Below are 25,511 nucleotides of genomic sequence, written 5' to 3'. Positions count from 1 at the left end.
CCAGGGGGGACCATGATGAATTGGAAACAAGCAGCTTTGGGCACGTTCGGAGCCATTGCCCTGTTAACGACAGCGGCATGTGGGGGAACAACGGAGCCGGGGGGCAACGCACAAGGTGGGAAAACGGGCACCGACATTACAGTAAAAGATAATACCAACACGTCCGTGTACCAGAGCTTCAAGTTGGAGAAAATTGATAAATTGCCGAATATGCGCGGAATTGCCTGGCTAAGTGACGATTGGATTGTATCCGACAAGGAGAATAAGTCCTTGAAACCCGTCACCGTTGAAGGTCAGGAAAGATACCCGCATAACTTATATATGTATGATCTAACCAAAGGCACAGACACGCCGCTCAAGGAAAGTGAAGCCAGTCTGGGCGCACCGCTGGTGTCACCGGATGGTCAGTACCTGTTTTACCGGGAGCCGGAGGAAAATACGGGTAAAGGCTACTTACTGAACCTGCATAATGGGGAGACAACCCCTGCGGGTAAGGAGGATGGATTTATCCAAGAGGGCGCATGGCTGGATAATGAACATGTCGTTTTCCCTAATATGAAGGGTGATCTGATCTCGGCAAATGTGGATGGCACAGCGAAAGTGCTGGTGGAGACAGGTAATTTCAATGTGCGGAGTATCGAGGTGTCAGGCAATATGCTCTATTATATTACGGGCGAGGACGGCCAGTTGAATGCATACGACGTGAAGACGGGTGACGTGAAACAGGTGCTGAAAAGTGTGGAGTGGGTCATCCCTTCTAATGATGGAACAAGGCTTGCGATTGTGAAAAGAACAGCGGATACCAAACGGGCGCTGGTGCTCACCGATCTGGAAGGAAATGAAAAAGCCACACTCGCCAGAGGCACTCAGATCTTCGGCACAAGCTGGTCGGGTGATGATTCCAAGATTGCATACACCATCAATTCCGAGAATGACAATGAGAAAGGACTGTTCGTCTCCAACACGGAGTCGGCAGAACAGTTCCAGATCTCGGCGGATATGGACAACGCATCTGACCCACTCGCCTGGAGCCCGGAAGGCAATAAGATCCTGTTATCGCAGGCGGTATTGGAGAATGAATCGTATCACTTTGTAACCTCGGTCATTACGATCTCGGAATAAGGTGATTGTTGCGGACAGATATGTTCCATATCTTTCATCCCTTTCTATACATTTATATTGACTAAGCTGTTCCGCTTCCGATAAACTAGAATGCAGGAATAAAAGTCGAATGTCAGGCAGCAGTTCGAGACGATGTTTCGGGCGGCTGTTTATTTTCTTTTTAAAAGTAAGGGTGCAACGTAGTCGTCTTGCCGGATGATCCGGCTAATAACAACATGGAATAGGAACAGGTGATATACATGTGTAACAGCGCGTACCGCGTGCTTTTATATTATAAGTTCGTGAAGATTGAAGACCCCGAGACGTTTACACAAGAGCATCTGCAATACTGCAAGGACCTCGGTGTGAAAGGTCGTATTCTGATCGCATCCGAAGGCATTAACGGCACGGTATCCGGAACGCCAGAACAGACGGAACAGTATATGAAAGACATGCATGCGAACCCGCTCTTTAGCGATATGGTATTTAAGATTGATGATGTGGAAGAGCATGCGTTCAAAAAAATCTTTGTTCGTCACAAAGCAGAGCTGGTAACCTTCCGTGTGGAAGATGAACTTGACCCGAATGTGACTAGCGGCAAACGCCTTTCGCCGAAAGAGTTCCATGAGCATTTGCAACGTGATGACGTCATCGTTATCGATGGTCGCAATGACTATGAATATGAAATTGGTCACTTCCGCGGGGCCATTCGTCCAGATGTGGAGTCGTTCCGTGAGTTTCCGGAGTGGATCCGCGAGAACCTGGGTGACATGAAGGACAAAACGATTATTACCTATTGCACTGGCGGCATTCGCTGCGAGAAGCTGACGGGGTTCATGATCAATGAAGGATTCCAGGACGTGGCTCAATTGGACGGCGGTATTGTCACGTACGGTAAAGACCCTGAAGTACAAGGTCATCTGTTTGATGGCAAGTGTTACGTGTTTGATGAGCGAATCTCTGTGCCGATTAACCGGACAGACGAGGATATTGTCATTGCCAGCTGTTATCACTGTGGAACGACACATGACCGATATATTAATTGTCCAACCTGCAACCTGCAGCACGTAAGCTGTGAGGATTGCGAAGAGACGCATAACCGCTTTTGCTCGGATGCTTGCCGGGAGGCAGCACCGGTACACGCATAAGCAGGAGAGCAGGTGCTGATCGTGAAGCGTGAAGAGGAACGAACGACGCGTGAACGGATTTTGTTCATGCTGAAGCAGCAAGGCACATTGACCGCGAGGGAAATGACAGCTGATTTGGGTCTGACCGGCATGGCCATTCGCCGTCATCTGACGGCACTGGAGCAGGACGGATGGATCGAGGTTCGGGAGGCCCGGGCTACGGCCGGACGTCCGTCCTCGGTGTACCAACTGACGGTGCGCGGGGACAGCTTTTTTCCAAAATCATATTCGTCCCTTACACTGGAACTGCTTGAAGAATTGTCTGACTCAGCCGGTAGCGGTGTGGTGGATGCATTATTCGAGAGTCGCCGGGACAAGCTGCTTCGCAGCGGATTGCCACAGATGGAGGGCCAGGATCTGGCCGGGAGGGTGGAGGAACTCGCGCGAATCCAGAATGCCAACGGATATATGGCGGATGCGTCCAGAGAAGACGATGGAACCTACGTCATTACGGAAATGAACTGCCCGATTGTGCAAGTCGCGAGTGTCTACAAGCAGGCTTGCCGCTGTGAACTGGAACTGTTTCGCTCGCTACTTCAAGCTGAGGTAGAGCGTACCGAATGTTACGCCGATGGCGGCAAAAGGTGCAAGTATGAGATTCGCGAAGCGTCGGGGAATTAACTGGTTTATACAAAGAGATTGTTTCGATTCGTCGAAATAGTCTCTTTTTTTGATAAATAAATTACGTATAAACGCTATTTACGTATGGCGATGCGTGTTATAATGGAGCTAACATCCAGTGCATGTTCGCATCCTTATATTTGCTGATACTTCAGCAGATATATTCTGTTCATTTTGCGCGTAGGAGTGAATAATAATGACAGAGTTGCTTGATCCCAAGAACGATTATGTGTTCAAACGAATCTTTGGAAGTGAAGAGAATAAGGATGTTCTTCTGGCTTTTCTGAATCATACCTTCAAAAATGCAGGTGAATCTTTACTGACCGAGATTGTGTTAATCAACCCTTATCTGGACAAGGATACACCGAGAGATAAACAGTCCATACTGGACATACGGGCCAAAACAGATCAAGGTGAGCTAATCAATGTTGAAATGCAGTTGTTTAATCAGTATGATTTAGAGAAGAGGACTTTGTTCTATTGGGGTAAACAATATTCCGGACAATTACTTGAAGGACAGAGATATAGTCAACTCAAAAAATGCGTAGCGATCAACATTGTTAATTTCAAAATGCTCGCTAATGATCAGTACCACAACGTATTTCATTTAAGAGAAGACCATACTGATATTCCGTTGACGGATGTTATAGAGATTCATTTTATGGAAATACCAAAGCTGAATGATGAAAATATTCAAATAAAGGATGGATTGGTGCGTTGGCTGTTATTTCTGAAAGGAATGACTAAATCAAGCTGGGAGGCGTTAATGATGCACGAACCCGAACCGGCTTTGAAAAAAGCCATGAGTGTATTGGAGTTTCTGAGCCAGGATGAGCAAGCACGTCAACGATATATCGACCGTCAGAAATTTCTATGGGACGAAGCTTCCATGATTGAGGGCGCACGAGAAGAGGGTCTCAAGAAAGGCATGGAGGAAGGAATTCAAAAAGGAATCGAAGAAGGGATCAAAGAAGGTGAAGCTGAGAGCAAGCGGAAAATCGCAATGAATATGCTCACTTTAGGTCTTGATCAGGCTACTATTATTAAAGCTACCGGGCTAACACCATCTGAATTAGAAGAACTGCAAAAAGAAAAGGAATAAAGCACTCTGGAGCTATCCATTGATCGATATAAGGTGACCATACCCAAAGTACATTGGGAGGGATGCCTCTTTTTTTTGAAAATTTTAAATATGAAAAATCTCATGATGAAGCACAATACTTATCTCAAGCGGAGAAAGCTGCCGTGATTGCCCAATTGGATCAATTACCGATGAAGCAGCAACTATGTCACGGTGATCCCAACCCGGGTAACATACTCCTTCGAGATCATGATGCAGTCATTATTGACTGGAACAATGCCTCTACCGGGAATCCGGAAGCAGACTTGGCCGAATACATTATTATGATTCGATATGCGATACTGCCCCCGCATCTGCCGATGAAGCGACGGTTGTCCTGAATGCGACGAGAGAGTACAGCATTGGTGTCTTTATGGAGGAGTATGAGAAGTTGTCCGGTATTGGCTATGCAGATATCGAACCCTGGATTGCTCCTGTTGCGGCACGCAAATTGATCGCGGATGCCATATCGGAAGCGGAGAAAACAATGCTTGTGGACGAGATTAGAAGAAGACTTCATACTCCATTTTCATGAGTAGGACCTTATTTTGCTGTACCCATGGCGACCATCTACAGAACAATGTGGGGGGTTTTTAAGTTTTATGTAATGTTTTCTATCACAACCATACGATGAAAGTAAATTGGAAGCGGTTCAACCATTGACGGATATCGGGACGCCCCTTAATATTAGGGGAACATTAAAACACCAACACGGGTCATGGACTTCAGTCGCATGAGAAAAGTCTATATTTGTCTGCTTTTGTCGATCAAAGCAACAATGCGTTGAAGCGTTTGTTTTGTCCCGCCCTATCGTGTCAATGGAATTCGATAAGGGTAACCACATTTTATAGGATGGAGAGGGGTTCTCACACATGAAAAAGAAATTTTGGATGTCACTGATGATGGTTGCTTCAATGATCGTTGCAGCAGGTTGCGGAAATAACAGCGGTACAGGCTCGGAATCCGAAGGATCAGGGACTACAACAGGTGGAGGCAGCGAGGAAAAATCATATCAGATTGCCATCTCGCAGATTGTTGAACATCCATCTCTGGATGCTACACGTGAAGGATTCATCGCAGCCCTGAAGGAAGCGGGCATTGAAGAGAACAAGAACCTCAAAATCGATTACAATAACGCACAAGGTGATTCGACGAACAACCTGTCCATTGCACAGAAAATCTCGGGTGATTCCAAAAACGATCTCGTACTCGGAATTGCAACACCATCTGCGCTGGCGCTAGCTCAACAAGTGAAGGACAAGCCATTGCTGTTCGCAGCGGTAACGGACCCACTGGGTGCCAAACTGGTGACCGATATGGACAAGCCGGGCCGCAATGTTACAGGTGCATCGGACACGAATCCAGAGGCCATCGTACAATTGGCTGACTTTATCGCTAAAAATTTGCCGGATGTGAAAACGGTGGGCTTGGTCATTAACGAAGGTGAACCAAATGCGGTGGTTATGGCAGATAACGCAGAAAAAGCGCTGGCAACACATAATATCAAGCTGGTGAAAGCACCCGTTACGAATACATCTGAAGTAAAACAGGCAACGGATTCTCTGGTTGGGAAAGTAGATGCCTTCTACATCACACTCGATAATTCCGTCGTGAGTGCGGTTGATACGATCATCCAAACGGCGAACAGTAATAAAATTCCGTTCTTCTCCAGTGATCGGGATACCGTTGAAAAAGGAGCTTTCGCAACGGTAGGCTTCAAATATTATGACCATGGATATCAGGTGGGTGAGATGGCCGCGGACATTCTGAAAAATGGTACAAAACCGGGTGATATGAAAGTCACCGTTCCGGACAAACTGGATCTGATCCTGAACCTGAAAGCGGCTGAAGCCCAAGGTATCACGGTTACGGATGAGATGAAAGCGGAAGTAAAAGACCAGGAAAACAACATTATTCAATAGAATCAATTCATAAATTTAATGAGTTATGAGATGATTCAATAATCTGACCGGAGTGTTATCCGGCAGTATGGATGCGAGGCGAACATGCAACGGGTTCGCCTCATTCTTTTCGATAGACAGGGAGGAAGTAGCGTGAGTATAAGCTGGAATTCAATTGAAGGGGCGATCGAGCTGGGGCTTTTATATGCACTGATGGCACTGGGTGTTTATATTACGTTCCGCATACTCGATTTTCCTGACCTTACCGTAGACGGAAGTTTTACAACAGGAGGCGCAATCGCGGCGGTTATGATCTCCAATGACTTCTCTCCTTGGCTTGCCTGTTTGGCGGCAATGGCTGGCGGCATGGTGGCTGGGACTTGTACAGGTCTGCTTCATACCAAAGGCAAAATCAACGGATTATTGTCCGGGATTTTGATGATGATCGCGCTTTACTCCATTAATATGCGTATTCTTGGCGCACCGAATAAATCCATTATGGGTATGGACAATCCATTCTCAGGTGAGCATGTCATGGTACTTATTATCATCGTGGTGCTGGTGTTTAAAATTATGCTCGATCTGTTCATGAAAACAGATGTTGGACTGGCACTCCGCGCGACAGGTGATAACAAACGCATGATTCGAAGCTTTGGTGCAAATACGGATGTGACTACTATTGTAGGTGTCAGCTTATCCAATGGATTGGTTGCCCTGTCTGGTGCATTCATTGCACAGCAATCAGGTTTTGCGGATATCACGATGGGCATTGGTATGATCGTTATTGGACTGGCTTCTGTCATTATCGGTGAGGCCATTCTTGGTGCAAGAACGGTCTTCTGGGCTACACTTGCAGCGATCGTTGGTTCGATTATTTACCGGATTGTGGTTGCACTTGCCCTACAGGTCGAATGGTTTGATACATCTGATCTGAAGTTGATCACCGCGGTAATTGTCATTATTGCATTGGTGTTCCCTACTATGCAGCGCTCCATGAAGCAGCGTAGTCTGGCTCGCAAACGAACGGAAGAGTTGATGCGATCCGGGGGTCATCAGGCGAAGGGAGGTATGTGATCATGCTGGAGATTACGCAAGTAACCAAGCTGTTCAACCCAGGCACGACGGATGAGAAGACCGCGCTGGTCGGTGTGAATCTGACGATGAATCCGGGAGACTTTGTGACGGTGATTGGTAGTAACGGGGCCGGTAAATCTACGCTGATGAACATCATCTCGGGTGTGATGAAGCCGGACATGGGTGATGTGCTGATCAATGACCGCTCCATTAAAAACCTGCCGGAGCATAAACGCAGCAGCTGGATTGGCCGGGTGTTTCAGGACCCGATGGCAGGAACAGCACCACATATGTCCATTGAAGAAAATATGGCGATGGCATACAAACGTGGCAAAGGACGCGGGCTGGGCTTCGGAGTTACCCGTGCCAGACGGGAGATTTTCAACACGCAACTGGAGAAGCTGGGAATTGGACTGGAAAAGCGGCCGAATGCAAAAGTGGGTCTCTTGTCTGGCGGGGAGCGGCAAGCACTTAGCCTGTTAATGGCTACGTTTACCCAGCCGCAGATTTTGCTATTGGATGAGCATACGGCAGCCCTTGACCCTTCACGTGCCGAACTGATCACGGAACTGACGGAGACACTTGTGCGAGAGATGAGACTGACTACATTGATGGTGACGCACAATATGGAGCAGGCCATTCGTCTGGGTAACCGTCTGATCATGATGGACAAAGGCCGAATTATTCTGGATGTCAGCGAAGAGCGCAAGCGTACGTTAACTGTACCTGAGTTGCTTGGTGAATTCGAACGTATTAGCGGCAAAAAAATGGCAGATGATCGTGTCGTGCTGGGTTAAGACAAGGGAACACTTGTTGGAAGAACAGATATACGTAGCGTGATCCACAATCTAAGCCATCTATAAGATAGACGATAAAAACCTTTTGCGTTCTCGCAAAGGGTTTTTGTGGTATGTTGAACACGTTGAAAAAGTGGAATGAATCTATACGATTTCGGATTAGCGAATTATACATAGTAGGAGGAACCAAGCATGTCTTTGCAATTGGATGAAGGGACATATACGGTCACGCGGCGTACAGAGTCCATTCGCCTGCTCGCCAAGGAATTTGCACTGCTGCATTTTCTGTATGAAAACAAGGAAAAAGCCTTCACCCGCAGCCAACTGCTGGATCGGGTATGGCCGCTTGAATATCCGGTTGAACGCACCGTGGACGATCATATCTATCGCCTGCGCAAGAAACTGAAACGTTGGGATGAGATCCGTCTGGATACAGTACGGGGCTATGGATATCGGCTTGCTGTGCATGAGAACAAGTCCGCTCTACCCGCTAGCCCTTCTGCTCAGGACCCAGAAATGCAGGAAGTCATTCACGGATTACTTCGTAAATATCACTTGTTTGGGCAGGGAAATGCCATACAGATCCTGGTTCAACAGCAGGAAGCACTCGGCATTCAGGTTGCCCCTTATTATCAGTTGTATATCCGTTTTATACAGGGAGATCTGGAATGGCTGATTACAACAAAGGCAATTCCCTTTGAGGAGCGACTATATTGGCTACTGATTTTCGTGCACCCCCTGATCGAGCCATCGGATAGTATTCAGTTGTATGAACAGGCACTGAATTCATCGGCATTGTCTGCCGATCAGCTTCGAGAACTCCGCATTCTGAACATCGTTGAAGTCTATGTAGAGGTGGGCCAATATCAACGGGCCAAAGCACAGCTGGAGGAAACGTATCGTGTAATAGAGACTGACGAACTCAAGAATTTCAGACTGCCTGTAGCACTTGCAGCGTTGTATGTGGAACTGTGGGGTGGCAGCGGTGAAGCTGTTGAGGCTCAGATGGCAGTTCTGCGGTCAGGATTGAAGGATGCCCCGTATCTGCGGGAGATTGGACGTTTTCAGGTGATGGAAGGATTATGGTTACTTCGCCAGGGACGGATTCGTGAGGCAGAGTTAAGAATGGATGACGGTCTGGATGTATTGAAAATGTCGCTGAACGCACCGCTATATCTGAATGCTGCATATCAGATTCTCCTATTCCTGGGTCATCATCGAATCGAAGGTAGAATTCGCAGTAAGTATCGTCAAGTGTATGCAGAGATCGGCAAAAGTTACGGTGTACCCGCATATGGACAACAAATTGTAGATGAAATACGTAACTTTTTATCACCTACCTCCCCCTCCTCTGATCTTCCTCTGATATAACGCCCTTATGATTACAGCCAAGGAACATACAGACCGCTAACGGCTGTAATCAAGGGAGGAAGTACATGTATGACCGTCATTTCAAATGAACCCACATCCAATGAATCCACCGAATCACCCGCCTCATCTGCGGAATCTTCCAAAAGCTTATGGACCAACCTCCGGTTTGTCCGCATGTTTATCGCATACTCGCTGGCTACGTTTGGAGATTGGTTCGATGCACTCGCCATCCAGGTGATGGTGGCCTACCGCTGGGGTGCTGATCCACTAATCATTGCACTTATTCCTGTATGTATGGCTGTCCCGGGTATACTGCTGGGCTCCTTTGCAGGTGCTCTGGCTGATCGACTGCACAAAGTGAAGATCATGATCTTGTGTGATGTGATCACCGTGGGATTAACCGTTGCTATTTTATTCGCACCAAGCCCGGCATGGTTGCTGCCACTTCTTGCCCTGCGGGCCATGATGGGAGTGTTCCATGTTCCAGCTCAGCAGGCGTTAACCCGTCAGGTGGTGGCAGAGGAGCATCTGTTTCAGGCATCGTCCCTAAACGGTTTTGTGAGCCAGTGTTCGAAAGTGGCGGGACCACTTCTGGGGGCAGTCATTTTGGCCTTTTTCTCACCACAAATCTGTATTGTCATTAATGCCTGTACCCGCCTGTTGTCGGGTGCGGTATTATGGCCCTTGCGGCGTTTGGTGGAAAAGTCGGATTCCGTTGAATCAGACGGAAGTGCTGCAAGTGAAAAGGATGGATCGGAATCTTTGTTCTCCCAGTGGAAGCAAGGCTGGCGTTTTATACAGAGCAGTCGCACCGTGCTGAGTACGATTTTGTTCGGCTGTTTTGGACTCATGGCCATTCTCATGATTGATTATCAGTTTACGACCCTGTTTCGGGAGATCAAGCCAGGTAACGAATCACTGCTCGGCTGGTTGGGTTCATCGGCAGGAGCCGGGGCAGTCGTCATCATTTTGTTGTTAAATCGCTTGCCGAGAATTGGGTATGGGTGGGGACTGGGTGGAGGATATCTGTTCGTGGGTGCCGGAATTGCTGCGCTAGGGTGGATCGGCCCACAAACACCTGAAATTTGGGTCATTATCTGGGGCCTCTGTATCGGGCTGGGCAATGGACTCTTTATGGTAACACTGAATTATTTGTTGCAAAAGGAAACCCCTCCTGCCTATGTAGGGCGCGTCTTTGGCATTCAAAACTCGTTATCCAGTGTTGTACTGGTTGTAGCTCCACTTGCAGGTGGAGCGCTTATTCGAGTTGCGGGGCCGAGCCCCACCTTTCAATATATCGGTCTAGCTACGCTGGTAATTGGTCTTGCCGGCATACTACTACAGCGCATCTTGTGGGAGGGAAAGCAACCTCTCGTGTCTGAAGCAAAAGAGATCATTCCGCAGGAATCGGTCTGACAGCCTTGTCCGGACCATTTTTAATCATATATCTACAATATAAAGAACAGCCGCTTTCGGTACTCATCCGAAGGCGGCTGTTTGCACGTTGCCTTTGTTATACATCGTTGAACGAATCACACTTCCCACCAAGCAAAATAAGCAGTAGAGGCCATCAGCCCACCAACCGAAAGTGATCCGCTGACAGAGAGGTTAATGGCTTGACCCGGAGGAACCACGTAACGGCCAAATTCATTGGACAGAAACGGCCCTGCTTGAAGGGGCATAGCCATCAATGGGGTCGCTCCTGAAGGTGCAGCAGCAGAGAACCGTACCGTGGCTACGCTGGTATTGCTGCTGGAAAGATTGCTGTTTACCGATGTTAGTGTGGTGGGCGATGTCAGTGTTCCATTAGCGCTCAGACTCATGGAACCGCTGAAGGAAGATAATAGATTGAGTGATACCGTAATTCCGCCAGAGAGCCGGGATACGTATAGGGTTTTCCCGCTCCCTGCGGGATTGGCCAATTGTACGGTGGCGATAACCGTTCCTCCCAGCAACCCCAGTGTTGTAGAGTTGGTGGAGCCTGCATTGTACAGATTGCCCGTACTGCCAGCATTATTCTCCGGAGGTGCAACAATGCCGGGAGAAATATACGTGTTGGTGTTGGACGTATAGACGGGCTGGCTTAACGGATTAAATACATTATTATTCGGCATAGTGTGCACCTCCTTTTATCAGAATCAAACTCAGAACTCCCACCAGAACAGATTAATGGCTGCCGTCTGACTCCCAATTCCTAAACTAATGGATAATGTTTGTCCCGGTGGAACAATAATGGAGCCATTCAGATCCAGCGAATACATTCCTGCGGTGAGCGGAATACTTGCAATGCTCGTGAAGGTTCCCCCCAGGGTACCTGTATTTTGTCTTGTGGTAACTACACTGGCGTTGGTATTTCCAAGTAACGTATTGACGGGCACTGGTGTGCTACCAACAGCCACGGTTCCTCCAGAATAGATAACAAGAGTAGCCGCCGCTGTTGTGCCTCCTGTGAGGCTGGATATGCGTATTGTTCGGCCGCTGCCAGCCGCATTCAAGATCTGTAGAAGAAGGTTCTGGTTGGAAGGAATCGAGGCATTGTTGGTCGTCAGGGCAAAAAAACTGCCAGCAGCAGCTGCACCGCTGTCTGGTGACGCTTCAATGCCCGGGGCTGAGAAGGTATTGGTCAGTTGAGTAAACAGGGGACGATTGGATTGGTTGAATACATTATAGTTGGTCATCTCATCCACCTCCCATAGACCAGATTAACTTATAGAGGTTGTTCAAAAAGTCCGCTTTTGATTACGAAGGGTGCCTTTTGATTCGCATTTCATTGTACTTGCAGTGTATGTGAAAGAAGCAAAATGGATTGGGGACTGAGCCGTATATCTGGAAATAACGGCGGTTGCCGTGCCCGTATATCCAATCCGGGCATACGATGCGTAAGCACATTTTTTAAGGGGAAATCGAGATGAGTCGAACAGCAAAGCAAAGCAAGAAGAGAATGAAGCAACCAACTAAATATGTCAGTCGCCGCAGCTCCCGTCATTCCTGCCGCGCTAAATTGCTGAAACCCCCTTGTTCCCGGATTACTCGTCCCCGGTTCAAGCAGGGTGCTTCCTCACGCACGAAACTCCCTGGTGCTATTCATTGTTTTACAGAGCATACGTATGTCGGAGCCGAAACCAGTAGCAGCATGGATTCACTCCCGGCACAAGACACCTCATCACTCAGCATGTATACCTATGGCGTTGTGAATCGGGGAAAACATCCGGCTCTTGTACAGATCCAGATCAGCCCAAATGCCGTGGATTATGCTGTGGACAGCCAGGAGGTGGTCGCGGGAGGCCAGACCAAAGCGCTGGTACCATTGCGATTTTTGCACTATACCCGGCTTGCAATTCGATCCGTTGAACCGGATCAGCCGACCCGGCTCGATGTTTACTTTCAGGCACAGCGTATGCCGTAAGGGAGTATGATCTCACAGATTTGACCAGGGAGGAGGACGAGACACATGCCTAACTTTACAACGTTTAATACGAATCCGGATAATCTGAGAACGTTGATTTTTGGCCAGGATAGTACAGGCACAGCCCAGCCTGTCAGAACGGATACGAGCGGGAACGTAGTTGGTATTATTTTGGACGGAACGATCAGTAACATCTCAGGTCTGACCACGGTTACAATTAACGCCGGAACCATTACCAACATTCTGAACGGAACGATCACGAGTGTACTTGGAGCGACGATCACGGCAGGTACGATCAACAGTGTGCTTGGAGCCACAGTAACAGCGGGTACATTGACGAATTTACTGAATGGTACCATCACGAGTGTATTGGGAGCAACGATCACAGCGGGAACGATTACAAGTGTGCTCGGCGCAACCGTAACAGCAGGAACACTAACTAACTTGCTGAATGGTACAATCACGAGTGTGCTCGGAGCCACGGTGACCGCAGGAACGTTGACGAACTTACTGAATGGTACGATCACCAGTGTATTGGGAGCAACGATTACCGCCGGAACGATCACGAGTGTGCTCGGGGCCACGGTGACCGCAGGAACATTGACGAACTTGCTGAATGGTACGATTACCAGTGTATTGGGAGCGACGATTACCGCTGGAACGATCACTAGCGTGCTTGGAGCCACGGTGACCGCAGGAACATTGACGAACTTGCTGAATGGTACGATTACCAGTGTATTGGGAGCGACGATTACCGCTGGAACGATCACTAGCGTGCTTGGAGCGACCATCACGGCGGGTACCATCACAGGTATACTCGGAGCAACGATTACCGCAGGTACGATCACCAGTGTGCTCGGCGCAACGGTAACAGCGGGTACGTTGACCAATTTGCTGAATGGTACGATTACGAGTGTACTGGGAGCAACGATTACAGCCGGAACACTGACGAACTTATTGAACGGAACCATTACAAGCGTACTTGGCGCAACCGTAACTGCTGGTACATTGACGAACCTGCTGAACGGTACGATTACGAGTGTACTCGGGGCAACGATCACCGCAGGAACCCTGACAAATTTGTTGAACGGAACGATTACCAGTGTGCTGGGTGCTACAATTACAGCGGGAACACTTAGCAGTGTGACGTCCATTTCACAGAAGAGTTTCCAGGAGTCTCAACTCATAAGCACCCCGACCGCAAACACCTTCACAGCGCTCCCGGCGGTTACGACCAGTGTATTTGGCACGTATTCTTTCTTTGTATATAACCGGGGGCCGGGTGTAAATCGGGTAGATGCTCTTGTTGAGATCAGCGCCAACGGAACAAACTGGTACACGGATGTGACGACGGTAACGGGCATTTTGTCCGGGTCAGTCGATGTATTGGTACCGCAGCGTTTTCTCAAATACACGCGTCTTTCCTACCGCTCCAGCCTAATCGGCGCACCTAGCACGATTGATGTGTTCTTCAATGGACAAGGCACATAACCCATTTATTTGTCATATAGGTACATGGAGTTCCTTTGGTGGACTTCATGTACTTTTTTGTATTGGAGGTGGTTGCACTTGAAGAACCGTTTACTTGGAATCCATATGATTGTGCAAAATGAAGAACATCACCTGCCCCGCTGTCTCGACAGCTTGAAGCATATCAGCACGGAATGTTTTATCACCGATACTGGCTCATCCGACAGTACACCCGAGATCGCCAGAACGTACGGCGCAACGGTATTTCACGCCCGCTGGCAAGATGACTTTGCCAATGCACGAAATATCAGTCTGCCTCTGGCGCGCACGGAATGGGTCCTGTGTTTGGATGCCGATGAGTACGTTACGCAGGGATTGGAAGAACTGCTGAATTATTTACCTAAAGTCCATAAAAGCATTTCAAGATTACGTATTACCATAGAGAATCGATACGGTGAAGGGGTAGAAGAGAGTGTTATCTCTCAGCCAGTGAGGCTGTTCCGTGCTCATCAGGGGTATCGATACAAGGGGCGTATTCATGAGCAATTGGTTCGTAGTGGCCCAAGCGAGCTTGCCCAGGAAGAGGCTGGTGATATGAATAAGAGCGAGACCTATGCCGATGAACAAAGCCAATTGATCGAGACTGAACCGCTTGCTCCACTATGTCTGATTCATGATGGATATCTGGCCTCAACGATTGCGAAGGAACATAAACCAAGACGTAATTTAAAGCTGATTGAGCGGGAACTTGCAGATGAGCCTGCACAGCCTTTTCACCTGTACAATTTGGGAGTAACGTATTGCCAGCTTGGTCAGGTCGAAAAGGCAATTGAAGCGTTCCGTGAATCATTGCGCTTGACAGAGTTGCTCGCACCATATCGACCTACACTGGTTAGAGATTATGCAAAGACCCTTGTGGGATCGGAACATTACGACGAGGCGCATGCAATTCTGGCTGTGGAAAGACAGCGTTATCCATCTTATGCTGATCTGCATCTGTTGTATGGGGAGACGTTGGAGCAGCAAGGTTTGGAGGAGCGTGCATATCAATCGTATGCCCGAGCAACGGACTGCCGGGAGGGAATAGACCGTGTTGGACACAGTGATGGCGGTAGCACGTTAGACGCGTCATATGTAACGGAAGCGGGTTCTGACAGTTACAGAGCTTATACCGCCATGGCAAGACTTGCACAGAAACGGGGATTCCTGAATGAGTCTGCCCATCTGTACGGGCTGGCTCTGGACAGCATGTTCACATATGCTCCGGCATGGGCAGGGTTGGCAGATGTGCTGCAACAATGCGGTGAAACCGATGAGAACATAGCAGAAACATTGCTCGCCAGATGCCGAGGATTCGAGGAATCGGGTCACGGTGATTCGATTCGTGTTGAAATGCCCCATTCATATGCAGTGACAAATGAGGACCATCTGGTGAAGGTGATTTATGTTCTAGCAGGCTGTGGGGCATATGAACAGGCATTGAAAATGCTGGATACTGATGTGCGTACCGCTCGTATCCATGTAGCGGATCAAATACATTGGATGTTATGTGCGAATAGGGTTTCCGAAGCGCTGCAACTGGCAGAAGAACACTGGAGCGTGGGGTGTGTGCATGAAGTCAATCTGCCGGCTGAGCACAGAATGGATTGGGCACTGGCTTGTTGGACCAACGGATTACGATTATCCGAGGCGTTCCTCGCAACTACGCTTCCAGAAGAAAAGAACGTTTGGAAGGTCATGGATCGACTGCTGAATCAGTTAACCAAAGAGCCGCGAAGCATGAAACCTGCTTCACAAGAACAAAAGCTTATGCAATGGGGTCCGCAGGCAGAGATGGTAGCAGAAAAGGTTGTGCAGCAAGCCGTAAAGACAGGACAGCTTACACTTGCTGAGCAACTGCATGAGTTGCGGGCCATGATGATGTGTGATCATTGGGGAACGACTTTAACTCGAAGGCGAAAGTTTGCAAGTCTGCTGTATCGTCACGGGTATACCATGGTAGCCGCGAACATCCTGATTCAGTGCATGACCGAGAGTGAGCTGGATGCCGAAGGTTTATTCTGGCTGGGTGAAACGCTGTATGCCAAAGGCCACAATGATCAAGCGCTGTCTCTCTTCGAGCAGGCTCTGGAGCGGGAGCCTGATATGCGGCAGGCCCGAGCTGGAGCAGCTGTATGTTACATGCGGTTGGCAATGGAGGCCATCCAGCAGGAGATGGTTCGTTCTTCGTCTTCAGGTGTACTCTCTGCACAACATACTGCACTGGAACAAAGGCTGCGAACGACCGAAGGCATCCCATGGCGTACGCTTTTTCATGCAAAGGAAAGGAGGAATCAGCTTGCGAGCGGAACGAATTTCCCTATGCATGATCGTGAAGGATGAGGAAGAGTTGCTGCCTCATTGTCTTGCCAGTGTCCAGGGAGCGGTGGACGAAATTATTGTAGTGGACACCGGTTCGTCGGATCGCAGTGCGGAGATTGCGCAGCAATATGGCGCGTTGGTTGTGCGATTTGAGTGGTGCGAAGATTTTGCCGCAGCACGGAATGCTGGCCTGGAGCGCGCTTCCGGCGACTGGATTCTTTTTCTTGATGCGGACGAGGCACTCGATAGAGCTGCGCGGGAGCAGATCAGGAGCTGGGCGGCGGTCAGCGGATGTGACGGATTGTTTTTAAACATTCATAACTATACAGGTACGGGTCAGCAGGGGGTTACCGTGAATCCGGTTTTGCGTCTCTTCCGTAATGCCCCGGAGCATCGGTTCGAAGGTCGGATTCATGAGCAGATTGCGGCGGCGATTTGCCGTAGGAATTCAGAGGCTGCTTTTCATGTGACAGACATGATTATCCATCATTATGGGTATCAGACGGCGATTGTGGAGCGCAAAGATAAGGTGAACCGCAATGTCCGCCTGTTGCAACAGGCAGTGGAGGAAGAACCGGATCAGCCGTTCCATCACTATAATCTGGGTGTCGAGTATCTGCGTGTGGGGGAAGCGGAGCGGGCCTTGGAGACGTTTGGTGTGGCTCGGATGGGGATTGATCCTGCGGTGACCAGTTACGCGCATTTGCTGTTCAAATATGAAGTTCGTTGTCTCCAGCATCTGAATCGCTGGCAGGAGGCATTGGATCGCATTGATGCTGCGCTTGAACTCTTTCCAGAATACACGGATCTGATGCACCATCGCGGGGTATGTGCAGACGCATTGGGTGATGCAGATCGGGCAGAATGTTCGCTCCGTGAAGCTGTTCGCATGGGGCCACCTCCCCCCATATATCATACGGAAGAAGGCATCGGCACCTATCAGACGTGGTATACATTAGGGCGATTGCTGGAAGGAAGGGCAGATCTGGAGGGTGCGGTGGATGCTTATGTGGAAGCGGTGCGTGCCAAATCCAGTCTGTTACCGCCGCTCTATCGGATATTCCGAATTATGCGAGTCTCCGGGCAGGAACATCAGATTCCAGAGCTGGTGAGGGAGCGCTTTGCACTCAGTTCGGAAGAGGCTACACACAAAGTATTGGGCATTCTGGAGCAATCTCGTTGTTATGATGCGGCTTTGCAATTGTTATCGGTTATATCCTCACAACCTTCCGCAGAGATGAGGGAGCGTTTATCTGTGGCGGAGGCGATGCTCCAAATCCAACAGGGAAGATGGAACAAGGCGCGTCTGAAACTGGAACCTGTGCAGCGGAAAAAAGGGCTGCTCGCGATCTCGTCTGCTCGATGGCTCGAACGTTTGGAGTGGATAGAAGGCAAGGAAGTCAACGGAGATGATCCATTAACCTTGTGGTTGAAGCTTAGTTCGCAGCTAGGAGTAGTAACGAATGAGGAATCTGCTGTGCAGATAGGGAGAACGGTTGGTCTGAGAGCGACAAAGAAGAAGGATATGAACTCCAGCATGGACGTAACGGTTGCGGGAGCAGAATATGATGGCTGGCAGGCCCTCGGACTGTTGATGGAAGGATGTGTACAGTCAGGGAGATGGAAAGAGCTGCATAGCCTGATTCAGATGTGTCGACAGCAATTGGCGGGAGAGAGCGTTCGAGTGGGAGAGAAGGAGAAAGTGATGGAAGGCAAAAAGGAGAACGGGAAGGCCGGTGACATGGAGTCGTTCCCTGGGGCTTCGGATACCCTGACGGGAACAAGCTGGCTGGTGAAAGGATTGGTCAGTGCTGCGGACCATCATCTGGAGGTGTTCGCTCAGCATGCAGATGGACAGCGGCACCGTTGTTGGCCTGTCGTTCAGCATATTCGGCTGGAGTTGCCGGGAGCGGACGGGTTTGAGAGCTGAGAGGGATCAGGTAGCGGGAGTTCAACTTAATTCAGCGGGCTAATGGTGGGGCTGAACTCCGTTGGTGAGGGGTGGTGACGAATATGGGCATAGGGATTAGTTTGTGTATGATCGTGAAGGATGAAGCCGGTTCACTCCAGCAGTGCTTGAATGCAGTTAGGGATGTTGTGGATGAGATCATCATCGTGGATACCGGATCGGTAGATACTACAACTGAAATTGCGCGTCTCCATGGTGCCGTTGTAATTCGTACGGAATGGAACGGAGATTTCAGTGAAGCCCGTAATCTGTCACTGGCCGCTGCTACGAAACCGTGGATTCTGGTGCTTGATGCGGATGAGGTATGGGTACAGACCCCTCAGATGAAGACAGAACTCATGCGGTTGTTAGCGGCAAGTAGGGATGACGTGTGGGGATACTGGATACAGGTCACAAGTCTGCTGGGTGTGTCCGGTGAAGAGCGTGTGACGGATGCGGTGTGTCGTTTGTTCCGAAATGATCCCCGAATTGCTTTTCAGGGCAGAATTCATGAAGAGATTGCTTCTTCCATCATGGCACTGGCTCCGCAAGGTGTGCTTCATTCTGGACTTGAAGTCATTCATTACGGATATCTGGAGCAGGTGATTACTGCCAAAAATAAAGGTGCACGAAATATGCAATTGATCCGCTCCGCGTTGAATCAGGAGGGCGACCAACCGGAGTTGTTATATGCTCTGGCTGCCGAGTGGTTTCAGCAAGCGAAGTATGATGAAGCACTCCGTTTGTTACAGCCATTATTAGCACAACTTATGCCGGAGTGTGGATATCACTCGGATCTGGTGCTGAAAACGGCTTACGCCTGGCGAGAGATTGGCATCCCGGAACGGGCACTTGCTGTAGTGGAAGCATGGGCGCCCGTGTATGAGGATTTTCCGGATTTGTTGGAGCTTGGTGCTGTACTTGAACTGGACCAAGGGAGAGAGGACGTGGCCTTGGGTTGGTTAAAACAGGCTAAATCAGCTGCTTTTACAGCCAGCAGGTATACATCAGTCTCTGGTGCTGGGACCTATCGTAGCCTGACGCTGGAAGGCATGGCATATGAGCGGACTGGTCGCTGGGCAGAGGCAGAAGCCGCGTACATAGCGGCGCTGGGCATGCAACCCGGCAGCATGGCTGCATGGCAGCGGCTGTTGTTGCTGGCCGCTGCCATAGGGCGGCCGCATGCCATCGCCAGCGTCGCCGCTCGGGTAAGCTTGCCGCCTGCGGCATGGCAAGCGTTGATCCCGGCCGCGCTTGCCGCGAATCGCCCGGAGTGGCTGCTGCGCCATGCGGCAGCGCTTGCTGCACCGCTGCGGGCACAGCGGCTGGCCGCCGGTCTTGCGCTGGCCCAGCTGGGCGAGGACGCCTCGGCTCGGGCGGCTTTGCAGCCCTGGGCTGCGCATGCGCAGCACGGGCCAGAGGCGGCGCTCGCGCTGTGGGCGCTGGGCCACAAGCAGCCCGGCAGGCGCAACGCCCGAGCGGCGGCTCGCCAGCAGGCCGCGCTGCCCGCAGCGGCCCACGCCACCGAGGCGTTGCTGCAGCGCGGGGCCTTGGCCCGCAGCCAGCCCCGCGGCGCAGCGCCCGCTGGCCCGGCCGCGCCAGCGCCTGGCGGCGTGCTCGCCGCTGCGCAAGCGCTCGCCGGCGTAGGCGCCTGGGCCGCATGGCTGCGCCTGCTGCAAGCCCTGCCGCCCCGCGGCGCGCTGGCGTTGCTCGCAGCGCTTCCGCCTGCGGCACGCTGCGGGCTGCTGCGCGCACCCGCGAGCGTCCGCGAAGGGCTGCTTGCGCTATGTGGCACGCCTGACGGCGCGCAGCAGCCCCACGCGGACGAAGTGCCCGCCCCGGAGCGCACCGCTCACGCGCTTCTGGCGGGCACGCTCGCGCTGCTCGCCGGGCGGCAGAACCTGGCGCGTGAATGGGCCGAATCGGCCCAACTCACTGCGCGGCAACCTGCCGCCACAGGTCGCCCGGCGACGACAATCCCGCCGGGCCTGCAAACCCTGCTGCGCCTAACAGCACCCGGCGCAGCCTCTGCCAAAGAGTACACCAACCAGTGCAACATGTTACTGATACACCTATAATTTCCTTTAATCTTTAATCTTTAATCTTTAATCTTTAATCTTTAATCTTTAATCACTAATTTCTGATTGCTAGTCTCTAGTCCCCAACCCCCAATCCCTGTAATCCCGAACTGTTTCTCAATTGATCTCCAATTGAAATTGCAAAAGCAACGGAGCTACCGGTAATCGGAGCATTGCCCGAACCGTGGATATTTCCGTTGCTAATGGGTCGAGCTCTTAAGCCCTCAATTTTCCACTCTGCACTTAGCTCAACGTAACCCAATTCGTCTCAACCTTTGCATATCACCGCTCGAAAACAGCGGATCGGCGTGCCGTACATGTCAGACCAGATGGCATCGTCTGGCTCTTTCACATTCAGCTTATCTTCAATGGTTAATCCGGTGACAGCCATAATCGTCTCCAGCAGATCAGGCCGCATCTCGGGCACATCGAAGGTAGCGATCAACTGTCCGTTTGGTTTCAGCACCCGAGCGAATTCACGAAACGCCCGCAGCATCGTGCCTGTATCCAGATGCTCCAGTACAGAGATACAGAACACCCGATCAAACTTACCCGACTCGTACGGAAGCTGTGCCAGATTGGCCTGTGCACGGTGCAATCGGACGAGAGTTGATTCCGGCAGATCCTGGGCGGCTTGCTCGCCAAAATCAGAAACAATATCCAGTCTTATCGCCTCTTCAGACAAAATGCGTTCATCCCAGTCGCAGGCGTGAACCTCGCGGCAGTGTTCGGCGAGCCAGAATTTGAATGGATGGGAGATGCCGCAGGCTGCATCAAGGACAACATCGTCTGGACGTACAAACCGCCGGGCCCATTCATATTCGTAGGGACGGCTCCACCATGCCGGATGCAGCGGGAAGACCAATGTGTCCGTTTTAGGGTCACTTTGCCGAATGTATCTTGATTCCATGAATTCCGTTGCCTTGGGCGTATCCATCATCCCCGAATTCCCTCCTTTAATCCTGTCTCTGCCAAAAAAGATTCCAACACCGTGCTCCACCGGCTCCGCCACCTGGCAAGATCATAGGATAGTGCAGTCTCGCGCGCATAGATTCCCAGTCGTTCTCGCTCGGCCCGATCCTGTACAAGACGCACCAGTGCAGCGGTTAGTTCCTGCTCACCAGGAGGTACCAGCAGCCCATTAAAACCATCCTGAATCAGATCATTCAATCCGCCAACATTGGAGGCAATTACCGGGAGTCCACAGCTCATTGCTTCCAGACAGGCATAGGAGGTGCCTTCCGAGAAGACGGTTGGAATTACGGCGATATCTGCCTGATGGTAGGCCTCCCGAATATCCCGGAAATCATACGTGCGCTGGTTAATTCGCTCCGCATGTGGATGAGTACGATGCCAGTAACGAAAGACTCTCCCGACCGTACTGCCTTCGACCAGTTCCCCGGCAAATTCAACCTCCAGATCCGGGAAGGCTCCAAGTAGTTTATCCGCCGCCAGCATCATTGGAATAATACCCCGTTCCATGCTGATGCGGCGTGGATAGATAATGCGAATTGGGGAGGGTGAGGTCACACGAGCATCAATAGCTTCCTTTTCAACCTGTCCCTGAATCGGACCATTAACCTGATACTCAGCATCTGCTTCTGCTAGAATATCTGTAGCCCAATCCTTTGAATTTCGGTGGTTATGAGCAAACCTATACGTTTCGCCATCTGCCTCGACTTCTTCCAGTTTCGATAACTGCAAATGGAGATCTACCGTTCCTTTCCCCTCTCGTTCTTGATCGCTATCTGTATCCCCACCTCCATCTCTGTTAGCCTTACCACTGTTCGCTCCAGCACAACTCGTTCCGCCCTGGCCTTCTACAGCTTGCACCCCTGATATAACTGCACCAACATTTTCTTCATGACTCGCCAGATCATTCTTCCATGCGACGAGCCATTCGTCTTCCTGTTCTTGCTCAAAGGTTCGCGTTGGTGGGGCAGGTGTGAAATAGGATGTATCCACCGCATTGGGAATCAGGACAACCTGTCTTGGATCGGTATAGGTGCAGGCAGCCCGGCAAAAGGTCTGGAAGTGAGAATCCACGGATACAATGCGCACGAGTCCATCCAGAGCCAGTTGAATATGTTCCGCGACTTGTTGTTTGGTCTCCAGTGGCAGTCCGGGACGATCCCAGTTAATGCCGTGACAGATGCCAAGACTGCCGGGTTTATAGGTGATGGGTTGCCACAGACAGCTGGCATAGATCACTGGGCCACGCGCTGCGGCTGCCATCCGATCAAAGGCTTCCGGTACATTATCCATGTCGTACGAATAACCAAATACGTCAATCTGCTCCGTCCGAGTCTGGAATGCTTCAAAATAAGAGAGCTGATGAACCTCGGGAATATGCCCGAGTCCTCGGATGACACTGCACAGATCCAGAATATAGCGTTCCAGTCCGCCACCAAATACACGACCGAATTCCCGGTTATACGCATCGGTGAAACTATGCGTCAGAATACTCACCACGCCCATCTCACGGTCCCTCCTTCCAGGGAATCAGCCGAGGTTCCGGATCGAGAATAGACTCGTAATGTGCAAGATTGCCCCACTCACCGCTAGGATCAATGCGCTTGTAACGCAAATATTTACGAACCCGGTCCTCCAGACTGCCGGCCCAGCCGAGATGCTGAACCTTCAGTTCCGTACTGACCCCAGGCAATACAGTGCAGGACAAGGGAAGACGGGGAACGTGATGATTCTGTTGTGGATAAAAATAAGGATATCCAGGCATATACCGTACAAGTGAAGCGGTGTGCCGTTTGTGCAGAGACCAGAGATCATCTTCCCGGTAGTGGGTCCGGCCACCCCACATATCGTAGAAACGAAATGCAAACCAGTCCGCATACTCCTGATTAATCAGAGTGCGTATGGCTTTCTTGGCCTCTGAGCTGTACAGCTCATCCGCATCAACCGAGAGTAACCAGTCGGGACGTGTTCCCGCAGCCGCTTGCCATAAGGTGTTGCGAAGGCGCCATTCCTCGGCGAACAGCGGTTTCTCCAATACCTCCAGACGGACCACCTTTGGATAGGCTTTGCATAGATCCGGTGTTCCGTCTGTGCTGGCATCGTCCACAATCACGATCTCATCCACGAACTCACTCAGATCATGCAATACTTCTTCAAGGTATCGGCCACGTTCATTGCGAACCTGAAGCATGGCGGTCAGCTTGTTGCCTTTGCTTTTGCGAACCCGGCGAATGGAGAAGGGCTCTTTGAATACACTTGTTTCCTCTTGTGTTATAGCAGCATTCTGTTCTGCCTGACCTTGTGAATCACCCCAGTGATGCACTTGGCTTCGGATGTCCTGTGTTGGTTGCGCATGATCCGGGGTGTGATCGCCATTTCCCAATGCGTCTGTATGTGTTCGATCGACTGTTTCGGTTCGGATATCCCTGTGCACCATTGGCCCATTCAACTGTTGTCTACGCTTCTTTGGGTCCAGCATCATGGCACCTCCCCAAGCAATTGCTGTACAGCATGATCCAACAGCTCCAGCTCGACAATCCGGGCCAGCGCATCTTCATCCTCCAGTGCCGTTTCGAGATAATGTCGGACTGCCCCGTGCCGTTCCCCTCGCAGTGCCAGCGCACTGCCGGATAATTGCTGATAATCCCGGCGACTGGCATCATCCTGAATATCGACTGCATGCACCAGAGCCAGTGCTTCTTCCACACGTCCAGTCTCCTGGTAAATGCGGAATTTCCAATGTCTCGCCGTTTCTCCGCCAAGTTCGTCCAGGATACGCAGGGCGTTTCCGTAATCATCGTTCATACGCAGTAGTTCCGCTCGTACAAGTTGATCTTCTCCTGCCTCCAGCCAGCGACATAACTGTTCATAATGATGCCGTTCCTGTTCATCGGATGCGCTAATTCCGTACACTCGCAGGGCGTCCTCCAACTCTCCAGCCCGGGCATGAATGGCAGACAGGAATCGATAATGGGAGATCACACAATCACTGCGACCATTCATGACCGCATGGGTGAAGGCCTCTTGCAACGAATGGACGGCCCGCGGATCTTCAAGCAAGTACTCATAGGCTGCCAGCAAAAAGGATATCGTCTCATGTGCACCTGCTTTGGCACGTAGCTGACGGTAGAAGTCGGCACGTACACTGCATTGAAGCAGGGTGACGCTATCTGGAGTGCCTGACAGGATCTGCCGCAGCGCATGCAAGAAGAGCAGTTCGTAGTCCCGGAGAGGGACTTCGAGATCATCCTTTTGCATCGTACCCGCAGGTGCAGGGTCTTCTCCGCCCAGCCAGATAGCACGTACGCCTTGGAATAACAGCTTCATATAACGTGTTTCGGAGGATGTGCCTACCAGATCGGCGATGCCGACCAGTTTGGAAATACTGCTCTCCCATAGCGGAGATTCTGCTTCGTTTCCAGCAGGCTCAGGGAGCAGGGCAATACATAGTTCAGGCTCCAGCGAAGCTGTAGCCATTAGCCAGTAGGGATGGGCGACTACGGCTATGGTGCGAGGTTCCAGCAATAGCTGCTCGGCTTCAGGGAGGGAGATGACGGTAATGACCGGAGGTACATCTTCTATTTGCGTCAGGCTGCTGACATAGTAGACCTCTCCCTCGATCGACAGCAGTGCAGCAATATCGGGATAGGGAAAGGATGACCAGCCCCCTTTGCGAGGGAAGAGAACATACCGGACAGGGGGCTGTGTTGTACTGGCTTTATCCAGCCTGGCTTCGGTGTCTTCACCTGGCAGTGGTGCAGGTTTTTCCATGAATAGTTCACCTCACCTTGACTGTAATATGGAGCGTCATTCGCCCTGCATGTGTTTCATGCTTTCACTTCATATGTAAAGCCCTCACGGTACTTCGCATGATATGCCTGAGACTAACATATGGGCATTCCGTCCCAAACATGAGTATCTTCCATGAATAGATGAAGTTGGCAAGCTGTGATAATAGGCTGAATTTTATCTTTTGTGTGACCAGGATCACTTTTTTTTGCGCTAGAGACGAAGATTGTGATAATTCTCACATGTATAAAATAGGTAATCTGGCACAATACGTTCATCAACGTATTTGGCGGACAGACAGCGAAGGTGCAGCTT

General features: G+C 50.6%; 22 protein-coding genes. 16 read left to right on the top strand and 6 right to left on the bottom strand.

The annotated features are described in order from the left end of the window. Positions 1–12: 12 nt before the first annotated feature. The 11 genes from MHI12_RS28785 (at position 13) to MHI12_RS28735 (ending at position 10,588) form a co-directional block, all read left to right on the top strand. Positions 13–1,122 carry a TolB family protein gene (locus tag MHI12_RS28785; RefSeq protein ID WP_405170975.1) on the top strand — a complete coding sequence of 370 codons (1,110 nt, stop codon included), beginning with the start codon at positions 13–15 and terminating at the stop codon, positions 1,120–1,122. Positions 1,123–1,361: 239 nt separating this feature from the next. Beyond that, complete coding sequence (locus MHI12_RS28780) at positions 1,362–2,249, top strand: rhodanese-related sulfurtransferase (protein WP_405170974.1); 888 nt, start codon at positions 1,362–1,364, stop codon at positions 2,247–2,249. A 12-nt stretch (positions 2,250–2,261) separates the two neighbouring features. After that, positions 2,262–2,909: a metalloregulator ArsR/SmtB family transcription factor gene (locus tag MHI12_RS28775; RefSeq protein WP_081745846.1), complete on the top strand. Its 648-nt coding sequence runs from the start codon at positions 2,262–2,264 to the stop codon at positions 2,907–2,909. A 196-nt stretch (positions 2,910–3,105) separates the two neighbouring features. Next, a complete protein-coding gene (locus MHI12_RS28770; protein ID WP_253504028.1) occupies positions 3,106–4,011 on the top strand; it encodes an Rpn family recombination-promoting nuclease/putative transposase in 906 nt (301 codons plus the stop codon). A gap of 62 nt (positions 4,012–4,073) precedes the next feature. Then, complete coding sequence (locus MHI12_RS28765; RefSeq protein ID WP_405170973.1) at positions 4,074–4,370, top strand: phosphotransferase family protein; 297 nt, start codon at positions 4,074–4,076, stop codon at positions 4,368–4,370. A 50-nt stretch (positions 4,371–4,420) separates the two neighbouring features. Continuing rightward, complete coding sequence (locus MHI12_RS28760) at positions 4,421–4,564, top strand: hypothetical protein (protein ID WP_211084667.1); 144 nt, start codon at positions 4,421–4,423, stop codon at positions 4,562–4,564. Positions 4,565–4,901: 337 nt separating this feature from the next. After that, a complete protein-coding gene (locus MHI12_RS28755) occupies positions 4,902–5,951 on the top strand; it encodes an ABC transporter substrate-binding protein (RefSeq protein WP_405170972.1) in 1,050 nt (349 codons plus the stop codon). A gap of 192 nt (positions 5,952–6,143) precedes the next feature. Next, entirely contained in the window at positions 6,144–7,004 is an 861-nt protein-coding gene (locus tag MHI12_RS28750) for an ABC transporter permease (RefSeq protein ID WP_405173065.1), read from the top strand. A 2-nt stretch (positions 7,005–7,006) separates the two neighbouring features. Further along, the gene (locus MHI12_RS28745) at positions 7,007–7,801 is read left to right on the top strand and encodes an ABC transporter ATP-binding protein (protein ID WP_036606660.1); all 795 of its coding nucleotides are present in this window, start codon (positions 7,007–7,009) and stop codon (positions 7,799–7,801) included. A 192-nt stretch (positions 7,802–7,993) separates the two neighbouring features. Next, positions 7,994–9,172 (top strand): winged helix-turn-helix domain-containing protein, encoded by a 1,179-nt coding sequence (locus MHI12_RS28740; RefSeq protein ID WP_405170971.1) that lies wholly within the window; start codon positions 7,994–7,996, stop codon positions 9,170–9,172. A gap of 69 nt (positions 9,173–9,241) precedes the next feature. Continuing rightward, entirely contained in the window at positions 9,242–10,588 is a 1,347-nt protein-coding gene (locus MHI12_RS28735) for an MFS transporter (RefSeq protein WP_405170970.1), read from the top strand. A 116-nt stretch (positions 10,589–10,704) separates the two neighbouring features. Here MHI12_RS28735 and MHI12_RS28730 read toward each other — a convergent pair whose 3' ends face one another. Next, positions 10,705–11,286: a hypothetical protein gene (locus MHI12_RS28730; RefSeq protein WP_124116687.1), complete on the bottom strand. Its 582-nt coding sequence runs from the start codon at positions 11,284–11,286 to the stop codon at positions 10,705–10,707. Between the two features lie 30 nt (positions 11,287–11,316). Beyond that, positions 11,317–11,850, bottom strand: a complete 534-nt coding sequence (locus tag MHI12_RS28725) for a hypothetical protein (protein WP_405170969.1) — start codon at positions 11,848–11,850, stop codon at positions 11,317–11,319. Positions 11,851–12,080: 230 nt separating this feature from the next. Here MHI12_RS28725 and MHI12_RS28720 point away from each other — a divergent pair, with 230 nt between their 5' ends. The 5 genes from MHI12_RS28720 (at position 12,081) to MHI12_RS28700 (ending at position 20,435) form a co-directional block, all read left to right on the top strand. Beyond that, complete coding sequence (locus MHI12_RS28720; protein WP_341009429.1) at positions 12,081–12,578, top strand: DUF6385 domain-containing protein; 498 nt, start codon at positions 12,081–12,083, stop codon at positions 12,576–12,578. Between the two features lie 45 nt (positions 12,579–12,623). Further along, entirely contained in the window at positions 12,624–14,069 is a 1,446-nt protein-coding gene (locus MHI12_RS28715; protein ID WP_338707274.1) for a DUF6385 domain-containing protein, read from the top strand. A 78-nt stretch (positions 14,070–14,147) separates the two neighbouring features. Beyond that, complete coding sequence (locus MHI12_RS28710; protein WP_405170968.1) at positions 14,148–16,430, top strand: glycosyltransferase; 2,283 nt, start codon at positions 14,148–14,150, stop codon at positions 16,428–16,430. After that, the gene (locus MHI12_RS28705) at positions 16,387–18,339 is read left to right on the top strand and encodes a glycosyltransferase (RefSeq protein WP_405170967.1); all 1,953 of its coding nucleotides are present in this window, start codon (positions 16,387–16,389) and stop codon (positions 18,337–18,339) included. The genes MHI12_RS28710 and MHI12_RS28705 overlap by 44 nt, the downstream gene beginning before the upstream one ends. Positions 18,340–18,422: 83 nt before the next feature. Next, positions 18,423–20,435 (top strand): glycosyltransferase, encoded by a 2,013-nt coding sequence (locus tag MHI12_RS28700; protein WP_405170966.1) that lies wholly within the window; start codon positions 18,423–18,425, stop codon positions 20,433–20,435. A gap of 268 nt (positions 20,436–20,703) precedes the next feature. Here the strand turns inward: MHI12_RS28700 and MHI12_RS28695 are convergent, their stop codons facing one another. The 4 genes from MHI12_RS28695 to MHI12_RS28680 are packed head-to-tail and all read right to left on the bottom strand — an operon-like array spanning position 20,704 to position 25,178. Then, complete coding sequence (locus MHI12_RS28695) at positions 20,704–21,375, bottom strand: class I SAM-dependent methyltransferase (RefSeq protein ID WP_405170965.1); 672 nt, start codon at positions 21,373–21,375, stop codon at positions 20,704–20,706. After that, positions 21,372–22,913, bottom strand: coding sequence for a glycosyltransferase (locus MHI12_RS28690; protein WP_405170964.1), 1,542 nt, complete (start codon positions 22,911–22,913; stop codon positions 21,372–21,374). The genes MHI12_RS28695 and MHI12_RS28690 overlap by 4 nt, the downstream gene beginning before the upstream one ends. A gap of 1 nt (position 22,914) precedes the next feature. Beyond that, entirely contained in the window at positions 22,915–23,889 is a 975-nt protein-coding gene (locus tag MHI12_RS28685; RefSeq protein WP_405170963.1) for a glycosyltransferase, read from the bottom strand. Next, on the bottom strand, positions 23,886–25,178 hold the full coding sequence (locus tag MHI12_RS28680) for a tetratricopeptide repeat protein (RefSeq protein WP_405170962.1): 1,293 nt from the start codon (positions 25,176–25,178) through the stop codon (positions 23,886–23,888). The genes MHI12_RS28685 and MHI12_RS28680 overlap by 4 nt, the downstream gene beginning before the upstream one ends. Positions 25,179–25,511: the final 333 nt, after the last annotated feature.

This window comes from Paenibacillus sp. FSL H8-0280 (genome assembly GCF_045040665.1).
In the GTDB taxonomy this organism is placed as follows: Bacteria; Bacillota; Bacilli; order Paenibacillales; family Paenibacillaceae; genus Paenibacillus; species Paenibacillus xylanexedens_A.
This window is presented reverse-complemented; position numbering and strand designations above follow the sequence as displayed.

Excerpts from the sequence above, each read along its gene's own strand:
- MHI12_RS28785 (WP_405170975.1), top strand. The coding sequence starts at position 13 with ATGATGAATTGGAAACAAGCAGCTTTGGGCACGTTCGGAGCCATTGCC.
- MHI12_RS28780 (WP_405170974.1), top strand. The coding sequence starts at position 1,362 with ATGTGTAACAGCGCGTACCGCGTGCTTTTATATTATAAGTTCGTGAAG.
- MHI12_RS28770 (WP_253504028.1), top strand. The coding sequence starts at position 3,106 with ATGACAGAGTTGCTTGATCCCAAGAACGATTATGTGTTCAAACGAATC.
- MHI12_RS28765 (WP_405170973.1), top strand. The coding sequence starts at position 4,074 with ATGCCTCTTTTTTTTGAAAATTTTAAATATGAAAAATCTCATGATGAA.
- MHI12_RS28755 (WP_405170972.1), top strand. The coding sequence starts at position 4,902 with ATGAAAAAGAAATTTTGGATGTCACTGATGATGGTTGCTTCAATGATC.
- MHI12_RS28750 (WP_405173065.1), top strand. The coding sequence starts at position 6,144 with ATGGCACTGGGTGTTTATATTACGTTCCGCATACTCGATTTTCCTGAC.
- MHI12_RS28745 (WP_036606660.1), top strand. The coding sequence starts at position 7,007 with ATGCTGGAGATTACGCAAGTAACCAAGCTGTTCAACCCAGGCACGACG.
- MHI12_RS28740 (WP_405170971.1), top strand. The coding sequence starts at position 7,994 with ATGTCTTTGCAATTGGATGAAGGGACATATACGGTCACGCGGCGTACA.
- MHI12_RS28735 (WP_405170970.1), top strand. The coding sequence starts at position 9,242 with ATGACCGTCATTTCAAATGAACCCACATCCAATGAATCCACCGAATCA.
- MHI12_RS28730 (WP_124116687.1), bottom strand. The coding sequence starts at position 11,286 with ATGCCGAATAATAATGTATTTAATCCGTTAAGCCAGCCCGTCTATACG.
- MHI12_RS28725 (WP_405170969.1), bottom strand. The coding sequence starts at position 11,850 with ATGACCAACTATAATGTATTCAACCAATCCAATCGTCCCCTGTTTACT.
- MHI12_RS28720 (WP_341009429.1), top strand. The coding sequence starts at position 12,081 with ATGAGTCGAACAGCAAAGCAAAGCAAGAAGAGAATGAAGCAACCAACT.
- MHI12_RS28715 (WP_338707274.1), top strand. The coding sequence starts at position 12,624 with ATGCCTAACTTTACAACGTTTAATACGAATCCGGATAATCTGAGAACG.
- MHI12_RS28700 (WP_405170966.1), top strand. The coding sequence starts at position 18,423 with ATGGGCATAGGGATTAGTTTGTGTATGATCGTGAAGGATGAAGCCGGT.
- MHI12_RS28695 (WP_405170965.1), bottom strand. The coding sequence starts at position 21,375 with ATGATGGATACGCCCAAGGCAACGGAATTCATGGAATCAAGATACATT.
- MHI12_RS28690 (WP_405170964.1), bottom strand. The coding sequence starts at position 22,913 with ATGGGCGTGGTGAGTATTCTGACGCATAGTTTCACCGATGCGTATAAC.
- MHI12_RS28685 (WP_405170963.1), bottom strand. The coding sequence starts at position 23,889 with ATGATGCTGGACCCAAAGAAGCGTAGACAACAGTTGAATGGGCCAATG.
- MHI12_RS28680 (WP_405170962.1), bottom strand. The coding sequence starts at position 25,178 with ATGGAAAAACCTGCACCACTGCCAGGTGAAGACACCGAAGCCAGGCTG.